The organism is Actinoallomurus sp. CA-142502 (genome assembly GCF_050936355.1).
Taxonomy (GTDB): domain Bacteria; phylum Actinomycetota; class Actinomycetes; order Streptosporangiales; family Streptosporangiaceae; genus Actinoallomurus; species Actinoallomurus iriomotensis.
The window spans coordinates 6,482,235-6,499,898 of the sequence record NZ_JBNJMY010000001.1; the positions used below are offsets into that span (position 1 = coordinate 6,482,235).

The window sequence follows — 17,664 nt, forward strand, 5'->3', positions numbered from 1 at the left end:
TCGGGCCCGGCCCGGCGAGCCACGCACCGCCGGCGATCCGGGGTCGGCGCACGACCGAAGGCCGAAAGTGGTCGGTCCCTTATCGGGCGTGGAGGGTTGACTCAATCGGAGATCGAGAACACGATCCGGGCCGTTCCGGCTATTGGAGTGCGAAGGAATGACGAACCTCAGAAGGGCTCTCGCCGTGGCGCCGATGGCCGCCATCGCGCTGGCGGCTCCGCCGTTCGTCGCGGCCCACGGTCAGGCCGCCGAGTCCCGATGCGCCGGCCCGATACGGTCGTCCTCCGTCATGAGAATCGACTCCTGCGACGACGCGACGCGAATCATCGACAAGGCCGCGCATCTCGTTCCGCGCCCAGGGCAGGTCGCCTGGCAGCGTAATGGGATCGCCGCTTTCATCTGTTTCGGCATGGAAAGTCCGCGGCGCCTCACCGCCGTGACCACCATCGGATACAGCCGCGTCCTCACCCTCACGGCCCCGGTCACCACGAGCCGCCTCCGCGTCCGCGTCGAACAGTCGCGGACGGTCCCGTACGTGACCTCCCCCGGTCTCCATCTCACCGCGCCGCCGTCCTGAGGCCGCGCGGCCCGTCGGACCTCGTCCTGTCACCCGCCGAAGAAAGGCATGACATGTTGACTGGTAGCAAGAGAGCGGTGCGGTGGAGATCCACCCGCCGCCGGCCCGCCCGTCCCGGTACGCGGATCGCGGCCGCGGGGGTCCTCGCCGGCTCGCTCGTCGCGGGGCTCGCCGTGACGCCGTCCGCGCAGGCCGACCCCGCGACGACCGTCCCGCGGATCGTCCCGGCGCCGGTGTCCATGAACACGGTCCCCGGGCAGTCGTTCACGCTGACCCGGCACACCAAGATCGTCGTCGGGTCGAGATCGGCCGACGTCGCCCGTGTGGCGGCGTCCCTGGCCGGGCTGGCGCGTCCCTCGACCGGGTACCCGCTGCCCGTGGTGGGCGCGGGCGCCGGCGCCCACGACGCCATCTCGCTGCGGCTGGCCGCCCTGCCGCAGCTCGGCACCGAGGGCTACCAGCTGAACGTGTCCCGCGGCGGCGTCCAGCTGGCGGCTCCGACGGCGGCCGGGCTGTTCCACGGCGTACAGACCCTGCGCCAGCTGCTGCCGGCCAAGGTGGAGAGTCACAGCGCGCAACGGGGACCGTGGACCGTTCCCGGCGTCACGATCAGCGACCACCCGCGGTTCGCCTGGCGCGGCGCGATGCTCGACGTCTCACGGCACTTCTTCACCGTCGCGGAGGCGAAGCGGTACATCGACGAGATCTCGATGTACAAGATCAACGTCCTGCACCTGCACCTCAGCGACGACCAGGGCTGGCGTATCGCGATCAAATCGTGGCCGCGGCTCGCGACGTACGGCGGCAGTACGGAGGTCGGCGGCGGGCCGGGCGGCTACTACACCCAGAAGCAGTACACCGACATCGTGCGGTACGCGGCGCAGCACTTCATCACCGTCGTGCCGGAGATCGACAGCCCCAGCCACACCAACGCGGCCCTCGCCTCGTACGCCGACCTGAACTGCGACGGCAAGGCGCCGCCGCTCTACACCGGCACGAGCGTCGGCTTCAGCTCGGTGTGCGTGGACAAGGACCTCACCTACAAGTTCTTCGACGACGTGATCGGCGAGCTCGCGAAGCTGACCCCCGGCTCGTACATACACGTCGGCGGCGACGAGGCGCACAGCACACCGCTCGCGGACTACGTCACGTTCCTCGACCGGCTCCAGCCGATCGTGCACGCCCACGGCAAGAACATGATCGGCTGGAACGAGATCGCCCAGGCGGACGTGCAGGGCAGCCCGGCCACGCTGGCCCAGAACTGGAGCATCCTCGACGGCAACACACCGGCCGCCGACCCGCTGGCCACGGCGGCCGTGCAGAAGGGCGTCCAGCTGGTCACCTCGCCGGCGAACCACGCGTACCTGGACATGCAGTACGACGCGAACTCCCCCTACGGCCTGCACTGGGCCGGGTACGTCAGCGTGCAGAAGTCCTACCAGTGGGACCCGGCGACGCTGTTCACCGGCGTCACCGAACAGAACATCCGAGGCGTCGAGGCGCCGATCTGGAGCGAGACCCTCACCAACATCCATGAGGTGGAGTACATGGCCTTCCCCCGCCTCCCCGGCATCGCCGAGATCGGCTGGTCGCCGCGGACGGGCCGTTCGTGGGACGAGTACCGGACCCGCCTCGCCGCCCAGGGACCGCGCTGGACGGTCATGGGCGTCAACTTCTACCGTTCCCCGGAGATCTCCTGGGACGCGCAGAGCGCGACGCGGTGACCGGGGCGGCAGCGCCGGCCGTCCCCGACCGGGGGCGCCGGCGCTGTCGCGCCTCGCGGTGGCCGGGGCGCCGCCTGGTCAGGGCTCCACGATGTGGCCCGCCGCCCTGAGCGCGCCGACGGCGGCGTCGCGCCGCTCCACCGGCACGAACACGAGATCGGCGTCAAAGGTGGAGGCCACGAAGACCGGCACGCCGGCGTCCGCGAGCGGTACGAGGAGCGCGGCCAGCATCCCCGGTTGGTCGAGATCGTGCGCCGAGACGCCCCGCAGGCCGTGCCACAGTTCTTCCGGCGGGTCGTCGGCGGTGGCGGCACGGACGACGGTGACGCCGTCCGGATCCCGCACGAACACGGTGACGGACCCCGGTTCCGCGCCGTGCCCACGCTCGACGCGAAAGGCCCCGCTCAGTGATCGGAGTCGTTGCCGAGGCGGTGGCCCAGAGACGTCGGACATGAGCGTCAGCGTACGACGGCCGGACCTTCGCATCACCGTGCTGCGCCTCCGGGCGGAGGATCTACGGGCTCTGGTGCCGGCGCGGTCTCAATCTCATGTCAGTAGCTCCAGCAGGTGGCGAAGGGTTTCCTCGGGCGCCTCCTCTGGCAGGAAATGGCCGGCCTGGACGGGTCCGCCGCGCACGTCAGGGGCCCATGCCTTCCATACCTCAAGCGGGTCGTACCACTGCCCGACCGGGCCGGTGGCACTCCACAACACCAACGTCGGGCAGGCGATGCGCCGATGGCCCCGGTCGGCCAGGTCATCGGCCACGTCCAAGGTGGCGGCCGCGCGGTATTGCTCGCAGATGGCATGAACCGTGTCCGGATCGGCGAAGGCCGCGGTGTAGGCGGCTCGTACCCGCTCGGGGAACACGCCGGGCACCCGGGACCAGGCGTCGAGCATGTGGTCGACCAGGACCTGCGGCGCCGCCGCGATCATCTTCTCCGGTATCGGCTCTGGAGCCGCCAGGAACGACCACACCCAGAAGCCGAGGCTGAAGTCGGCGTCGGCGCGGGTGTAGGCCTCACCGGTCGGCACGATGTCCAGCACCGCCAGGTGGCTGACCGCGGCCGGGTGATCGAGTGCCATCCGGTAGGCACACCGGGCGCCGCGGTCGTGGCCGACCACCGCGAACCGGTCGAAGCCTAGTGCCGCCATCACCTGGACCTGGTCGGCGGCGATCGTCCGCATCCGGTAGGGCTCGTGATCAGGGCTGCTGGGCGGCTTACCGCTCGCGCCGTAGCCGCGTAGGTCGGTCGCGACGACGGTGAACCGCTCGGCCAGGGCCGGCGCGATGCGGTGCCACATCAGGTGCGACTCGGGAATGCCGTGCAGCAGCAGGACCGGCGGCCCGGACCCGCCCCGGACACCATGGATCGTCGTCTGCGACGTCGCGATGTCGAACTCGTCGAAACCCTCGAACATTTCCCTCAAGCTAGTCCGCGGGTACGACACTCACGACGGCCCGGCCAACACTGATGCCCCCTGACGTCCGGGCGCCGGGCTCCTCGTACCGGCCGCGAAGCCGCCCGCTTCGTGGCTAACATGACGCAGTGCCCGATCTGCTCCTGCCGTTTCTCGGTGTCGTCGCGGTCCTCACCGTCACGCCCGGTCCCGACATGCTGCTGGTGGTCCGCAACGGGCTCAGCGCGGGAGTGCGCGGGGCCTGGCTCACCGGCCTCGGTTGCTGCCTGGGCATCGCGGTGCACGCGACCGCCGCGGTTCTCGGGCTCTCGGCGATCCTGGCCGCCTCGGCGACCGCGTACGCGGCGGTCAAGCTCGCCGGCGCCGCCTATCTGGCCTACCTCGGCGTCCGGCTGCTGATCTCGGCGATCATGTCGGGGGACGCGCCGACGGAGGAGACGCGCGTACACCCCGCGGGCCGTACCGGCGCGGCGTTCCGGCAGGGGCTGGTGACGAACCTCCTCAACCCCAAGATCGCGCTGCTCTTCCTCACCCTGCTCCCCCAGTTCGTCGCCGACGGCGAGCCGCGCCTGCGCACGACCGCCACACTCGCACTGGTCTTCCTCGGCACCGCCGTGCTGTGGTGGCGGACGTTCTCCTTGGCCATCGGCCCGATCTCCCGGCTGTTGAGCGGCCGCCGCTCGCGCCGGGTGCTCGACGGCGTGGCCGGCTGCGCCCTGCTCGCGATCAGTGCCCGCGTGGCCTTCGAGCACGGCTGACGGGCCGCCCCTGCGGTCCACGGCGCGGCGCTTCACCCGGAAACCGCGAGCCTGACCCGGAGGTCAGTGATCGGTAAGCGCGCCGTCCTAGTGTTCGGGGAAGTAGAGCACGCCGAACGCCGGAGGTCTTCATGGGCAGCACCCGGACCTGCCGCGGTTCCGTGCGGATCACCTGACGGAGCGCATCGCGACGGCAGGTGGCCCGGCAGGATCGCCGCGTCAATCCCATCGTCGCATGAGAGGGAAACACCTCCCTCTCATGCGACATCGTCTTTCCCGGGGGTCCGCCCGGGCGGGTCTCAGCCGACCAGCTCGTTCCAGCGGGGCACCCGTGGCACGATCAGGAGCCGCATCCCCGCCTCGGCCGGCGTGCGGTCACCCTTGCGGCCGTTGCACGGTCCGCACGCGAGGACGGTGTTCTCCCAGCTCGTCGCGCCGCCGCGCGAACGCGGCACGATGTGGTCGACCGTGTCGGCCCGTGCGTCGCAGTAGCCGCAGCGTCCGCCGTCGCGGCGGCGCAGGCCGTGCTTGGTCCACGCCGGGCCCCGGCCGTACCGCCAGCGCATCGTGACGTAGCGGACCAGGCGCAGCACCCGAGGCAACGGGAAGTGCCCGATGCGCCGGCCCTCCACCGCCTCTTCGACGACGGCGACACCGCGCACCAGCATGCGTACGGCGTGCCGCACGTCGACCTTGTGCAGCGGCTCGTACGAGGCGTTCAGAACCAGTACGTTCACCGGGCTCCCCATTTCACCGCGAAAAACAAACAACGCCGTCTCCTCATTCCGGAAACGGCGTGACAGCGGGGACGGCTAACGCCCCCGCCGGCGGCCTTCTTCCGGAATTCGCTCATGCCGGGTCAGTCGCTCCGGACCGCCCTCGCCGGGTTCGCCGGCACGACCCGGCGTCGAGGTGAGCAGGCGTGACCGCCACTGGGGCGTGATCGGCGCGTCGCCCGGGGTGTCCGGCGCGCCGTCGATGTGCTGCGACACGGTGCCCTCCTTTCCGCCGTCCGGATTCCCGAACAGCATGAATCACTCACACAAGTACGGGCAACGCCTTTTCCGTAAAAGCGGGCTGCCTAAAAGGCGAACGGCCGGTGCCGTCCGGCACCGGCCGTTCGTCCTGGGAACGACGTGTCAGGGGGCTCGTTCAGAGTTTCCGTAGCGCGCTCAACGTACGCTCTCCGCCCGGGTCGCCGCCGGTGACCGGGACCACCGCGACCTCATCGACGCCCGCGTCGGCGTAGGCCGCCAGCCGCGAGCGTACGGCGGCGGTGTCGCCCGCCAGCCCGATCGTGCCGGCCAGTTCCAGCGGCAGCGCGGTGAGCAGGTCGCGCGGCGCGGTGCCGGCGCGCGCGAGTTCGACCGCGTCGGAGAACCCGGCGGCGGCGAGGTTGGCGGAGTAGCCGGGGACGCTCAGGTACGGCACCAGGCCCCAGATCAGCTGGGCGTACGACTCGGGCACCGGGTCGACCGCCGCCGGCATCCAGGCGGCCAGCCGTGGCGTCGGGCGGCCCGCCTTCCTGGCCGCGGTGTCCAGCTTCTCCTTCAAATCGGCGGCCTGCTGCGGCGTGACGAGGTTGATCACCATCCGGTCGGCGTGCGCGGCGGCGGTCGCGATCGCGCGGTCGCCGAGCGCCGCCACCGTGAGCGGGCCCTCCGGCGGGGCCAGGCGGAGCCGGAAACCGCTCTCGCCGTTCGTCCGACCACCGCCCAGCAGCGTGGCCACCGCCCGTACGCTCTCCTCCAGAGTGCCGGCGGCGCCCGAGCGTGAGCGGCCGTGCCAGTCCTCGACGAGCGTGGGGTTGGAGGTGCCCAGTGCCACGCCGACCCGCCGCCGCGTGAGCGCGGTCACCGACGCGGCGCCCATCGCGATCATGGCCGGGTCCCGTACGGCCACCGGCACCGGGCCGACGGTCAGCGCGATGGCGTCGGTGGCCAGTCCGACCGCCGTCGCCAGCGCGAAGGCGTCCCAGGTGCCCGTCTCCCCGATCCAGAGTTCGCCGAACCCCAGGCGGTCGGCGAGCACGGCGGTGTGCAGCGCCTCCTCCGGGGGACGATCGAGCCACATTCCGACAACGGCGCTGATGTCCATGCGTCCATCGAAGCAGAAGCGGGCCGCAGGCCGTACCGGATGTAAGATGCGTGCGGTTCATGCCGTATTGCCGCAACTCTCCGGTTTTGCTGGCACCGGAGGTACCACCGCTCACCGGCGCGTTTAGAGTGGTCGGCGTGGCTGAAGAGGTGTGGAAGGTAGAACCGTCCGGTCCGCTGCGTGGCGACATTCACGTGCGGGGCTCGAAGAACGCCGTCACGAAGCACATGGTCGCGGCCATGCTGGGCGAGGGCGAGAGCACGATCCGCAACGCGCCGGAGGTCGGTGACGTCGAGATCACCGGGGCGATGCTCCAGGCGCTCGGGCACGCCGTCACGCGTGACGGGTCGCAGATCCGCATCGCGCCGGGCCCGGTGGCCGAGCCCCGGGTGCCGGAGGCGTTCACCGGTCTGAACCGGATTCCGATCCTGATGGTGGGCCCCCTGCTGCACCTGACCGGCGAGGCGTTCGTGCCGCTCGTGGGCGGCGACCCGATCGGCCGCCGGCCGGTCGACTTCCACGTCGAGGCGCTGCGGGCCATGGGCGCCGAGGTCGAGGTCGGCGAGACCGGCATCTCCGCGCGCGCCACCCGGCTGCACGGCGCTCGCATCGACCTGCCCTACCCCAGCGTCGGCGCCACCGAGACGGTGCTGATGTCGGCCGTGCTCGCCGAGGGCAAGACCGTGCTGCGCGGCGCCGCCATGGAGCCGGAGGTCGTGGAGCTGGCGCTGTTCCTGCAGCGCATGGGCGCCCAGATCGAGCTGAGCCCGGATCGCCGTATCGTCATCGAGGGCGTGCCCCGGCTCAAGGGCGCGTCGACACGCCTCGCCGGCGACCGCCTTGAGGCGTTCTCCTACCTGGTGGCGGGCCTGATCACGGGCGGCGAGGTCCGCGTGCACGGCTGCTCGCAGGACCGCCTGGTCACCGCTATCACCACGCTCGCCCGGATGGGCGCCCGCTTCGAGATTACCGACGACTGGATCACCGCGTCGGCCCCCGACGGCCTGCGCCCGGCGGCGGTCCACACCGACACGCACCCCGGGTACATGACCGACTGGCAACAGCCGCTGATGGTGCTGTTCACCCAGGCGGAGGGCATGTCGGTGCTGCACGAGACGGTGTTCGAGAATCGCCTGGTGTACGTCCCGGCGCTGAAGAAGATGGGCTGTGAGATCGAGGTCTTCAACGCCTGCCTCGGCGGCCCGGCCTGCCGGTTCCACGACAGCAACTCGGTCCACTCCGCCGTGGTCCGCGGCGTGTCCAAGCTGAGAGGCGCGGACGTGACGATGCCGGACGTCCGCGCGGGCTTCTCCGCGGTCCTGGCCGCGGCGGCGGCCGACGGCCCGTCGACCCTGCGCGGGGTCCACCACATCGAACGCGGCTACCACCGTCCGGCCGAGCAGTTCGCCTCTCTGGGCCTGACGCTCACCCGCGAGAACGCCTGAGCGCACTTAGCCGGTCGCCAGGAGGTCGCGCAGGGCCGCGTCGACGAAGGCGGCGGCCTCCGGGTCGGCGCCGCCGCCCGCGAGGTGGCCCCAGATGCCGGGGATGACGCGCACCTCGGCGTCCGGCAGGTGCCGGGCGCTCCACTCCTCGTCCTCGGGCGGGAAGTAGAGGTCCTTCCGCGACGGCAGCAGCAGCGCCCGTGCCTTGACGGAGGCGAGCGCCGCCACGGTGTCCCCGTCGAAGCCCGGGGTCCGGCCCACGTCGGCGTGCTGCCAGGTCCACATCATCGCGAGAAGGTCGTTGGCGTCCCAGCCGGCGAAGTTGGCCTCCCAGACGCCGGTGATGAAGTCCTCCAGCGTGGCGAAGCCGAGCCGCTCGTGCACGCGCTCCCAGTAGAAGGCCTGGGACAGGCCCCAGCCGGCGTAGACGCGGGAGAAGGCGCGCAGGCCCGCTCGCGGCTGCTCGGTGTAGTCGCCTCCCGCGTACGCGGAGTCGGCGGTGAGCGCGGCTCGCAGTCCTTCGAGGAACACCTGGTTGTGCGGGCTGGTGTGCGATGAGCCGGTGATCGACGCGAGACGCTCGACCATCTCCGGGTGGCCGACCGCCCACTGGTAGGCCTGCCCGGCGCCCATCGAGGCGCCGAGCACGAGGGCGAGCCGGTCGACGCCGAGGTGCTCGGTCACCAGGCGATACTGGGCCGCGACGTTGTCCGCCATCGTGACCTGGGGGAACCGCGCCCGGTCGAAGGGCGGCGGGGTGTTGCTCGGCGAGCTGGACAGGCCGTTGCCGAACAGGTTCGGCGCGATGACGAAGTAGCGGTCGGTGTCCAGGGCCCGGCCCGGACCGATCAGCCACTCGTTGGCCTCGTGCGTGCCGGCGAACCAGGTCGGGAACAGGATCGCGGCGCGGCCCGGCACACCGTAGGTCGCGTACGCGAGCCGTGCGCCGGGCAGCGTACCGCCGCGCTGGAGGGCCAGGTCGCCCAACTCGAAGATCTCGTGGTCGGTCACACCTGATCGGAACCGCCCGGAGCGGCGCTTATTCCGCCGGGGCGCGAGGCCCTCGCCCGCCGTCGGCGGGCGAGGGCGGTGCTCTCAGGCCCGTGTACGGCGGCCGCCCAGCCGGGCGCCCGGCAGCCAACGCACCGCACGCCGGAACGGGCTCTTGGACGGTGCCTTGGCGGCGTGCACGCGGACGCTGAGGTTGCCGTTGACCGTCCGGTACGGTTCGAGCCGTCCACGCGCGGGCACCTGCTCGGCGTACCCGCGCAGGCGCCGCTCGTACGTCCAGCCGCCCCCGTCGATCCGCGCGAAGAGGTCCCACACGTCGTCCGGCAGCCACGGCAGCGCCCGCGTGTCGACGAGGGCCTCGCCGGCCATGGCGCCGTCGCTCAGGTGCTCCGTGCTGATCGCCAGCGGCAGGTCGGCGCTGTCGCCGCGCCGGCGGATGTACAGGTCGAGCCGCCACGGGCGGTCGTCGAGCGCGAACGCCTCCGGGCGGGCGCCGACCGGCACCCGGGGGTCCCAACGGCCGTCGGGGAACGCCAGCGGTTCGCCGTCCGCGTAGACGAAACGCGCGGTGAAGCGCACCGCGAGCCGGTCGCCGCGCCAGCGTACGCCGTCCAGCACCGCGTCGAGCCGCATGTCGCGCTCGGCCCGCACGAGGTCGAACAGCTCGTCGTGGCGGTCGGCGCGCAGCAGCTCCGACCGCACGCGGAAGCGCGCGGGGAGCCACTCGTCGACGCCGGCGCCGAACCGTTCGCCGGTGAGACGCACCGCCTCGTCGTAGTACGCCCGGCGGTAGTCGGCCGGGGCGTCCAGGAAGCCGTTCTCGCCGAACCGCTTGAGGAGCTTGCCCCGGTACCAGTGCGCGTAGTACCGGTCGCGTACGGGCCCGGGTGGCACGTGCTCGTCGACGATGTCGAGCACCTCGCGCAGCATGGCGTGGTAGTGCGCCGGTTCGGGCAGGGCGCGGGAGTAGCTGCCGGGCCGCTTCACCCAGTGGCAGCAGGGGTAGTCGCCGACCACCGAGATCGTGCCGGCGTTGAAGTAGGCCCGCAGCACGAACCGGTGGTCCTCCAGCCGCACCGGGCCCTCGGGGAACCGGATCCCGTGCCGGGCCAGGAACGAGCGGCGGAACAGCTTGTGCGGGGTGAGGATGCCCAGGAGGTTGTCCTCGAGGACGTCGGCACGGTCGCGGTCGGTCCGGAACATGAGCCGGGGCACGCGGCGGCCGTGGCCGACCATCTTGCCGATGACGATGTCGGCGTCGTTGCGGAGCGCCATGGCGTGCATGCGCTCCAGCGCCTCCTCCCCGAGCCAGTCGTCGTCGTCGAGGAAGTAGACGTACTCGCCGCGGGCGGCGTCGATGCCGGCGTTGCGCGGGCCGCCGGGGCCGCCGCTGGGCGGCAGGTGGATGACCTGGATCCGGTCGTGTTCGGCGGCGAGCTCGTCGAGACGCTTCTCGGTGCCGTCGCTCGACCCGTCGTCGACGAAGATCACCTCGTAGTCGTCCATCGTCTGGGCCAGCACCGACTCCGCGCAGCGGGAGATGTCCTCGCCCGTGTTGTAGACCGGGATGATGACGCTGACCTTCACCGCGTCAGCTCCAGCGCCGCCTGGACGGCCGGGGCGAGCCGGTGACGCTCGTCGGGGCCGACGAACATCCACTCGTCGACCTCCCCCGTCGCGGTGAACTCGCCGTGGTACCCGGCGGTGTAACAGGCCATGCGGACGCGCGTGCCGGCCGGCTGGTCGTGCGCCGGCGCCTCCACCACGCCGATGCCGTGAAAGCTGCCCCGGTCGAGGTGCACACCGAGTTCTTCGCGGACCTCGCGGGACAGCGCGGTCCAGTCGTCCTCACCGGGTTCGCGTTTGCCTCCGGGGAGGTACAGCCGGTCACGCGCGCGTGCCCGTACGGCCAGGAGCCGCCCGTCCGAGACATGCACCCAGCCAACAACGTCAAGCACAAGATCCATCCTGCCAGTGGTTCCATGTCGGGCACCGCCCGGCATGGGCGGCGCGGTGAACTCGGGTCAGTGCAGTGCGCTGCCCTTCAGCCAGTCGGTCCAGGAGAGCTGCCAGTAGCCGTAGCCGTTGGTCGGCTCCAGTTCACGGTCCGTGCCGCTGACCTTGACGATGTCGCCGCGGCGGGACAGGTTGTAGAACCACTTGGCGAACGCGGGCGGGGCGTTCACGCATCCGTGGCTGACGTTCTCGCGCCCCTGGGAGCCGACCGACCAGGGCGCGGAGTGGACGTACTCGCCGCTCGAGGAGATCTGTACCGCCTGATAGACGGTGAGGCTGTAGTAATCGGGGTCGCTCTTGTCCGTGACGCCCTCCCAGCCGGACGTCATGGTGACCGGGCTGTGCTTGCCCATGACGGCGTGGACGCCGTTCGTCGTCGTGTACTTGCGCTGGCCGCCCTTGCCCGCGCTGATCGGCGTGGTCTTCACCGTCTTGCCGTCGACCTGGACGGTCATGCGGTGTGACCGGACGTCGACGTCGCTGATGTGGGAGTCGCCGATCGTGAAGGACCGGGCGTAGTCCTTGGTGCCGTAGGTGTCCTTGGCGCCGCGTATGCCGGCCATGTCGGCGGTCAGGCGCACGGTCTGGTGCGGCTGCCAGTACTCCTTGGTGCGGTAGACGACCTCCTGGCGGCCGAACCACCGCCACGCGCCCTCGGCGGGCTTGTCGGAGGTGACGTGGAGCGCGCGCTCGACGTCCGCCTGGTTGTACACGGGGCGGCTGAACTTGACGATGAGCGGCATGCCGACGCCGATCGTCTCGTTCGGCATCGGGGTGATGTCGGCGACGGAGAACGTCTGTTTCGGGGTGAGCGTCTGGAACGCGCTGGTGGCCGTGGTGGTCTTCCCGCCGGCCTTCGCCGTCGCCCGGACGGTGTACCTGGTGGCGGGGGTGAGGGTACGGCTCGACCTCCACTGCCGGTGTGCGGCGTCGAACGCGCCGGTGATGCGCGCTCCCCCGCCCTGGACGGCGACGTCGCCCAGCCGGCCCGTGGAGGCCGTGACGACGATCGGGAGGTCGGGACGGCTGCCGGACGTGCCGTTCGCAGGGGTGATGGAGACCTTCGCGGCCTGCTCGTGGCCGCCGACGAGACCGCATCCCGCGGTCACCAGGACCGCGGCCGCACTCGTCACTACGCCTTTGAGCACCACAGAAACCCTCATATCCTCTGGATTCGCCCGTAATCGTATGGGGCCCGAGTAAAACCGCCTCGTAACCACAGACGTTCGTGGCCGTCGTTTTGTTCGTTCTTTAGCTTCGGGCCCTACGGAGTGGCCGCCGTGACGCCACGTACGCAGCGCTTGAAGCCCCAGAGCGAGATGACCACCGCGGTCACGCCGAGAAGCGCCACGGCGGGCGTGCGGATCCACAGGTAGGCGGCGATCGAGTGCCGGAACAACAGCCAGACGCTCAGTGCGGTGTTGAGGGTGAAGACCAGCGACCACAGCAGCGACACGCGCAGGAAGAACCGGTGGACGCGCCGGTGGGCGAGGAAGGCGGCGGGCAGGGGCACCAGGTCGTTCGCGACCTTGGCGGCGAGCGGGCGCCGCAGCGGCACCGAGGTGAGGAACGCCATCGCGACGAGCAGCGTGCCCAGCGTCGGCTGGAGGAAGTAGACGACGGCGCTGCCGGTCAGGGCGGCCATCGCGGCGCGCGCGGTCACGCCGAGCGCCGCGAGCAACAGCGTGCCGGGGACCGGGCGGCGTCGCGCCAGCCGTACCAGGATGCCGCCATAGACCCACGCGACCGCGGTGATCAGAGCCCCACCGAGGCCGAGCAGCACGAGCCCGGCGTAGAACACGACCACCGGTGCGATCATGCCTTCGAGGACCCGGGGCAGCGCGTGCAGCGCGAGGTGGGGCAGGCGCGGGATCTCGAACCGGTGGGACGCTTCCATGGGAGGTGGACGGCTTCCTGGATGATCGGCGGAGCGGGGACCGGAACCACGCTACGCGAAGATCTCCGCGCTAATCCCCGAATCTCCACATGCGACCTCTAAGGGCGGTTACCACGTGTTTTCTCCTCATGACTGGCGGCTCGCCGGTACGGGAGTGTGCGATTACGCTCCGTCGGCATGACGATCGACCACGAGGGCAGGGTCCGCGCGCTGCTGGACCGCGCCGAGCATCCGGAGACCCCGGAGGCGGAGGCGCAGGCGTGCGCGGCCAAAGCCGCCGAGCTGATGATGCGGCACGCCATCGACGAGGCGGCACTGCGGGCCCGGCGGGGCGAGGGCCCGGAGCCGGTCGTCTACTGGGAACACGTCGTGGGGGGCGGCGACGGCCACGCCCGCGCCCGCGCGGCGGGCCTCACCGCGGTCGTCCGCGCGTACGGCGGCGCGTGCGCGCTACGCGGCAACGGCGCCTACCGGCAGGACATCGCGCTGCTGGCGGTCGCCACCGAGTCGGCCCGTGACGCCCTGACGCTGCTCCTGCCGTCGCTGACCCTGCAGATGGACGGTGCGGGGACGCGTGCCGCCGACGCGCACATGAGCGCCTATCCGGAGGAGCTGTTCCGCCGCAAGGCCGACCGCACACGCTGGCGCAACGGCTACCTCAAGGCGTTCCTGGTGGGCTACGGCGACCGGGTGGCCGAGCGCGTCGAGGCGGCCCGGGGCCGGCTGCGCGACGATGACACCGGCTCCGGGTCGGCGGCGCTCGTGCTGGCCCGCGACGACGAACGCGTCCGCGCGGAGTTCACGGACCGGTTCCCGGCCCTGGGCCCGGCCCGGCGGCAGCGCGTGCGAAGCGACGGCTTCACGGCCGGCCGCGACGCCGGCCGCTTCGCCGACCTGGGATCCGGCGTCGGCGGCACCCGCCCCGCGCTCGGGCCTCCGAGCTGAAGGGCCGGCGTCGCGCGCGGGGCCGCCGGGGCCGGTGTGATCTGGGACCTTTGGCCCTGCCCGGCCCGGCGGTCAGCGGCGAGTCTCTAGGTAGGAGACGAATTCGTTCCGGAGGAGTCATGAACACCATCGACCGCTGGTCGGTCGACATCTACCTGGATGAGACGGACGGCGAGACGCACGCCGAGGCGCGGCTGGCCACGCGGGAAGCCGACGGCATGCGGGGGCGGGGCAAGGCCCGGTGCAACCCGGCCGACTGGGACGTACCCGAGATCGGCGCCGAGCTCGCCGCCGCGCGTGCCCTGTCCGACCTGGCGCACCGGCTGCTCGACGCGGCGGCGGCCGACATCGAGGCCGTGACCCACGAGCACGTCAATCTCGCCGACCGGTAGGACGGGCACGCCAGGGGCGACCGCGCCGATGGCGCGATCGGACCGGCCGAGGGACGCCGGCCGGGTCGTCGCCGTGCTCCGGCGACGCCCGATCGGGCCCAGGAGACGTACGGGAGGCAGCCGGCGGGCGGCAGTCGAGCGGCGAGAGGGGCGAACCGTGGGCATAGCGGCGCGGGACATCCAACAGGTACTGGTCGAGCGGGGCGATCCGGACTATGAGAAGGCCCGGGCGAGCATGGCGGCGAACGAGTGCGCGCCCTCGCGCCGCCCCGACGTGATCGTCCAGGCCGCCTGCGCCGAGGAGGTACGCGAGGCCGTCGCGCTGGCCCGCGCCCACCGCATGAAGGTCACCGTACGGGCCGGCGAGCATGGCTGGGGCGGCGCGCCCCTGCGGGACGGCGGCATGCTGATCGACCTGTCCCGCCTGCGGGGATGCGGCGTCGAGAACGGCACGGCGACCGTACAGCCCGGGGTGAGCTGCCAGGATCTGACGCGCGCCCTCGCGGACCGCGACCGCGCCTTCCCCGTGGCGCACCGCGGCTCGGTCGCGCTGAGCGGGTTCGTGCTGGCCGGGGGGATCGGGTGGAACTCCCGCGCCTGGGGGCCCGCGTGCGCGAGCGTGGAGGCGATCGAGGCCGTCACCGCGACCGGCGAGATCGTCCACTGTGACGATCACGAGAATTCCGGCCTCCTCTGGGCGGCGCGCGGAGGCGGGCCCGGATTCTTCGCCGCGGTGACCTCGTTCCGTCTCCGGCTGCGGCACCTGCCGCCGGCGATCATGACGACCCGGTACGTCTTCCCGCTCGCCGACGTGGAGGACGTCGCGTACTGGGCCGATGAGATCACGGGGGCGATACCGGCCAACGTGGAGCTCAGCGTGGCCCTCACCACGGCCGACGGCGGCTCCCCGCTGCAGGTCGTGGTCGTCACCGCGACGGCCTTCTCCTGCGCGTGGAACGACGCGATCCGGTGCCTGGAACCGCTGCGCGAGTGCCCGTTCGCCGGGCGGGCGCTGATCCGGCAGGTGGACCAGCCGACGCCGTTCGCGGTGCTGTTCACCGGTTCGGCCGCCCTGTGGCCGGGCGGCCGCCGTACCGCCGCGGACTCCCTGTGGCTGAACGGCGGTTTCAGCGGCCTGCTGCCCGGCCTCGCCCGGTACGTGGAGAACGCGCCGTCCCCGGAGTCGATCGTGGTGGCGGAGCCGGCCCCCGGCGGTCCGGCCGTGCCGGAGATGGCGTTCGCCCCGCTGGGGCGGATCCGCCTGGGCTGCTACGCGATGTGGACGGACCGGTCGGCCGACGGAGCCAACCTCGCCTGGCTGCGCGAGCTCACCGCCGCCGCCGAGCCACAGGCCACCGGCCGCTGTGTCGCGGAGACGGACCTGGCCGCCGAACCGCAGCGCGCCCGGCGCTCCTTCACCGCCGCGGCCTGGGAACGCTTCCAGGACCTGCGGGCGCGCTACGACCCGGACGGCGTCTTCGAGACTTACCCACAGCCCTGAATCAGCATGGACACGGGTTCCGCCGGAGGCCAAAGTTGGAGCTCTGCGAATCTGCACCCCTCGGGCGGCGACGCCCCGGGGCGACCTCGGAGGAGACCCGTTGGCGGAGGAGATCCACTTCCTGAGCGCGCGTGAGCTGGCCCGCCGCGTCCGCGACCGCGAGCTGTCCGCGCGTGAGGTGACCGAGGCGCACCTCACGCGGATCGAGGCGGTCAACCCCCGGATCAACGCGATCGTTACCCTCACGGCCGACCGCGCCCTCCGGGAGGCCGACGAGGCCGACGCGCTCCTCGCGAGCGGCACGGAGCCGCCGCCCCTGCTCGGCCTTCCGGTCGCGCACAAGGACACGCACGAGACCGCCGGCGTCCTCACGACGTCCGGGTCTCCGCTGCTGGCCGACAACGTCCCGGAGCTCGACGAGCTCGTCATCGAGCGCATGCGCGCGGCCGGCACGGTCATGCTCGGCAAGACCAACGTCCCGGAGTTCGCCGCCGGGTCGCACACCTTCAACCCCCTGTTCGGGACGACCCGCAACCCCTATGACCTCTCACGGTCGGCGGGCGGCAGCAGCGGAGGGGCGGCGGCCGCGCTCGCCGCCGGGCTGCACCCGCTGGCCGACGGCAGCGACATGGGCGGTTCGCTGCGCAACCCGGCCTCGTTCTGCAACGTCGTCGGGCTGCGCCCGTCGCCCGGCCGGGTGCCGAGCTGGCCGGACGCCGCGGCCTGGGCGACGATGGGCGTCCAGGGGCCGATGGCGCGCGACGTCGCGGACGTGGCCCTGCTGCTGTCCGTGCTCGCCGGCCCCGACCCTCGCTCCCCGATCGCGCTGGAGACCCCGGGATCGGCGTTCGCGGTGCCACTCGAACGTGACCTGACCGGCCTCCGGGTGGCGTGGGCCCCCCGCCTCGACGGCTCGATGCCGTTCGCCCCCGAGGTGATCTCCGCGCTGGAGGGCACCGCCAAGGTCTTCACCGAGCTGGGCTGCGTCGTCGAGGAGGCGTGCCCCGACCTGAGCGGGGCCGACGAGGTCTTCCGTGTACTGCGGGCGTGGAAGTTCGAGCTCGCGCTCGGCACGGTGATGGACCGCCACCGCGACCAGCTGAAGCCGTCGGTCGTCGCCAACATCGAGGAGGGCCGCCGCCTGACCGGCCCCGAGGTCGGCCGCGCGGAGGTCCTGCACACACGGCTGTACCACAACGTGCGCCGCTTCTTCGAGAGCTACGACGTGCTGCTCGCCCCCGTCAGCCAGGTCCCTCCGTTCGACGCCGGCCTGGAGTACCCAACGGAGATCGCCGGCGAGCCGATGACGTCGTACGTCGACTGGATGCGCTCGGCCTACTTCATCTCCGCGACGGGCTGCCCGGCCCTGTCGGTCCCGGGCGGCTTCACCGACGACGGCCTCCCGATCGGCCTCCAGGTAATCGGCCCCCACCGCGCCGACCTGCTCGTCCTCCAAGCCGGCCACGCCTTCGAACAGGCCACCCACCACGGCGAACGCCGCCCAGCCCTCTGAGCCGCAGCGCCGCCTCAGCGGGCTGTCGCCCACCCCCCGGACCCCAAGCCCCCGAACCGACGCCCCACCACGCCACCTCACCGTCCGAGCTCGCCGTCCCCTACCGCCCAAGCTCACGCCTCAAGCTCACCGTCCCCTGCCGACCGCCCCTTCCGACAGACCTCGGCCGACCACGCGTTCCGACGGATCCCAGCCGTGGCCACCTCCGCCTGCCCCTCTGAGAGGGCTGCGCTTCCTTAGCCGCAGTCCTGTACCTCGCGAATCGCAACGGTGGCTTGCAGGCCAGCTCCTTTACGTTGTAGATCACCCAGTGGAAGCACCGGCTTCACCGCCGAACCATCCCCTACGCGAGACGACGAGCCTCCAACC

The 17,664-nt window shown here is 71.9% G+C and carries 18 protein-coding genes; 8 read left to right on the forward strand and 10 right to left on the reverse strand.

The window, feature by feature from the left end:
• The first annotated feature begins 157 nt into the window (after positions 1–157).
• Together ACQEV1_RS30580 and ACQEV1_RS30585 are read left to right on the forward strand one after the other, a co-directional pair.
• Positions 158–577 carry a hypothetical protein gene (locus ACQEV1_RS30580; protein ID WP_433397995.1) on the forward strand — a complete coding sequence of 140 codons (420 nt, stop codon included), beginning with the start codon at positions 158–160 and terminating at the stop codon, positions 575–577.
• 77 nt (positions 578–654) lie between these two features.
• On the forward strand, positions 655–2,301 hold the full coding sequence (locus ACQEV1_RS30585; protein ID WP_433397997.1) for a beta-N-acetylhexosaminidase: 1,647 nt from the start codon (positions 655–657) through the stop codon (positions 2,299–2,301).
• Positions 2,302–2,379: 78 nt separating this feature from the next.
• On the opposite strand, the gene ACQEV1_RS30590 is transcribed toward ACQEV1_RS30585, so the two are convergent.
• On the reverse strand, positions 2,380–2,754 hold the full coding sequence (locus ACQEV1_RS30590; protein ID WP_433397999.1) for an ACT domain-containing protein: 375 nt from the start codon (positions 2,752–2,754) through the stop codon (positions 2,380–2,382).
• 93 nt (positions 2,755–2,847) lie between these two features.
• Positions 2,848–3,720, reverse strand: a complete 873-nt coding sequence (locus ACQEV1_RS30595; RefSeq protein WP_433398001.1) for an alpha/beta fold hydrolase — start codon at positions 3,718–3,720, stop codon at positions 2,848–2,850.
• 128 nt (positions 3,721–3,848) lie between these two features.
• On the opposite strand from ACQEV1_RS30595, the gene ACQEV1_RS30600 reads away from it, so the two are divergent.
• Positions 3,849–4,478 carry a LysE family translocator gene (locus tag ACQEV1_RS30600; protein WP_285571479.1) on the forward strand — a complete coding sequence of 210 codons (630 nt, stop codon included), beginning with the start codon at positions 3,849–3,851 and terminating at the stop codon, positions 4,476–4,478.
• Between the two features lie 299 nt (positions 4,479–4,777).
• Here ACQEV1_RS30600 and ACQEV1_RS30605 read toward each other — a convergent pair whose 3' ends face one another.
• The 3 genes from ACQEV1_RS30605 to ACQEV1_RS30615 all read right to left on the reverse strand — a co-directional run bounded on the left by ACQEV1_RS30605 (position 4,778) and on the right by ACQEV1_RS30615 (position 6,575).
• Positions 4,778–5,215 (reverse strand): HNH endonuclease, encoded by a 438-nt coding sequence (locus ACQEV1_RS30605; RefSeq protein WP_285622448.1) that lies wholly within the window; start codon positions 5,213–5,215, stop codon positions 4,778–4,780.
• Positions 5,216–5,290: 75 nt separating this feature from the next.
• A complete protein-coding gene (locus tag ACQEV1_RS30610; RefSeq protein ID WP_285622449.1) occupies positions 5,291–5,470 on the reverse strand; it encodes a hypothetical protein in 180 nt (59 codons plus the stop codon).
• Positions 5,471–5,630: 160 nt separating this feature from the next.
• Positions 5,631–6,575, reverse strand: coding sequence for an LLM class F420-dependent oxidoreductase (locus ACQEV1_RS30615; protein ID WP_433398004.1), 945 nt, complete (start codon positions 6,573–6,575; stop codon positions 5,631–5,633).
• 137 nt (positions 6,576–6,712) lie between these two features.
• On the opposite strand from ACQEV1_RS30615, the gene murA reads away from it, so the two are divergent.
• Positions 6,713–8,020 (forward strand): UDP-N-acetylglucosamine 1-carboxyvinyltransferase, encoded by a 1,308-nt coding sequence (murA, locus tag ACQEV1_RS30620; RefSeq protein WP_285622452.1) that lies wholly within the window; start codon positions 6,713–6,715, stop codon positions 8,018–8,020.
• Between the two features lie 6 nt (positions 8,021–8,026).
• Here the strand turns inward: murA and ACQEV1_RS30625 are convergent, their stop codons facing one another.
• The 5 genes from ACQEV1_RS30625 to ACQEV1_RS30645 all read right to left on the reverse strand — a co-directional run bounded on the left by ACQEV1_RS30625 (position 8,027) and on the right by ACQEV1_RS30645 (position 12,944).
• The gene (locus tag ACQEV1_RS30625; RefSeq protein ID WP_285622454.1) at positions 8,027–9,031 is read right to left on the reverse strand and encodes an alpha/beta fold hydrolase; all 1,005 of its coding nucleotides are present in this window, start codon (positions 9,029–9,031) and stop codon (positions 8,027–8,029) included.
• 84 nt (positions 9,032–9,115) lie between these two features.
• Positions 9,116–10,618, reverse strand: coding sequence for a glycosyltransferase family 2 protein (locus ACQEV1_RS30630; protein WP_433398007.1), 1,503 nt, complete (start codon positions 10,616–10,618; stop codon positions 9,116–9,118).
• On the reverse strand, positions 10,615–10,989 hold the full coding sequence (locus ACQEV1_RS30635) for an NUDIX hydrolase (RefSeq protein ID WP_433398009.1): 375 nt from the start codon (positions 10,987–10,989) through the stop codon (positions 10,615–10,617). The genes ACQEV1_RS30630 and ACQEV1_RS30635 overlap by 4 nt, the downstream gene beginning before the upstream one ends.
• 66 nt (positions 10,990–11,055) lie before the next feature.
• Entirely contained in the window at positions 11,056–12,195 is a 1,140-nt protein-coding gene (locus tag ACQEV1_RS30640) for an Ig-like domain-containing protein (RefSeq protein WP_433398011.1), read from the reverse strand.
• 116 nt (positions 12,196–12,311) lie between these two features.
• On the reverse strand, positions 12,312–12,944 hold the full coding sequence (locus ACQEV1_RS30645; protein ID WP_433398013.1) for a VC0807 family protein: 633 nt from the start codon (positions 12,942–12,944) through the stop codon (positions 12,312–12,314).
• A gap of 177 nt (positions 12,945–13,121) precedes the next feature.
• Here ACQEV1_RS30645 and ACQEV1_RS30650 point away from each other — a divergent pair, with 177 nt between their 5' ends.
• The 4 genes from ACQEV1_RS30650 (at position 13,122) to ACQEV1_RS30665 (ending at position 17,295) form a co-directional block, all read left to right on the forward strand.
• A complete protein-coding gene (locus tag ACQEV1_RS30650; RefSeq protein WP_285622465.1) occupies positions 13,122–13,889 on the forward strand; it encodes a DUF2786 domain-containing protein in 768 nt (255 codons plus the stop codon).
• A gap of 119 nt (positions 13,890–14,008) precedes the next feature.
• A complete protein-coding gene (locus ACQEV1_RS30655) occupies positions 14,009–14,281 on the forward strand; it encodes a DUF1876 domain-containing protein (protein ID WP_285622467.1) in 273 nt (90 codons plus the stop codon).
• Between the two features lie 157 nt (positions 14,282–14,438).
• A complete protein-coding gene (locus ACQEV1_RS30660) occupies positions 14,439–15,782 on the forward strand; it encodes an FAD-binding oxidoreductase (RefSeq protein WP_433398016.1) in 1,344 nt (447 codons plus the stop codon).
• Between the two features lie 100 nt (positions 15,783–15,882).
• Positions 15,883–17,295, forward strand: a complete 1,413-nt coding sequence (locus tag ACQEV1_RS30665; protein ID WP_433398018.1) for an amidase — start codon at positions 15,883–15,885, stop codon at positions 17,293–17,295.
• Positions 17,296–17,664 lie beyond the last annotated feature (369 nt).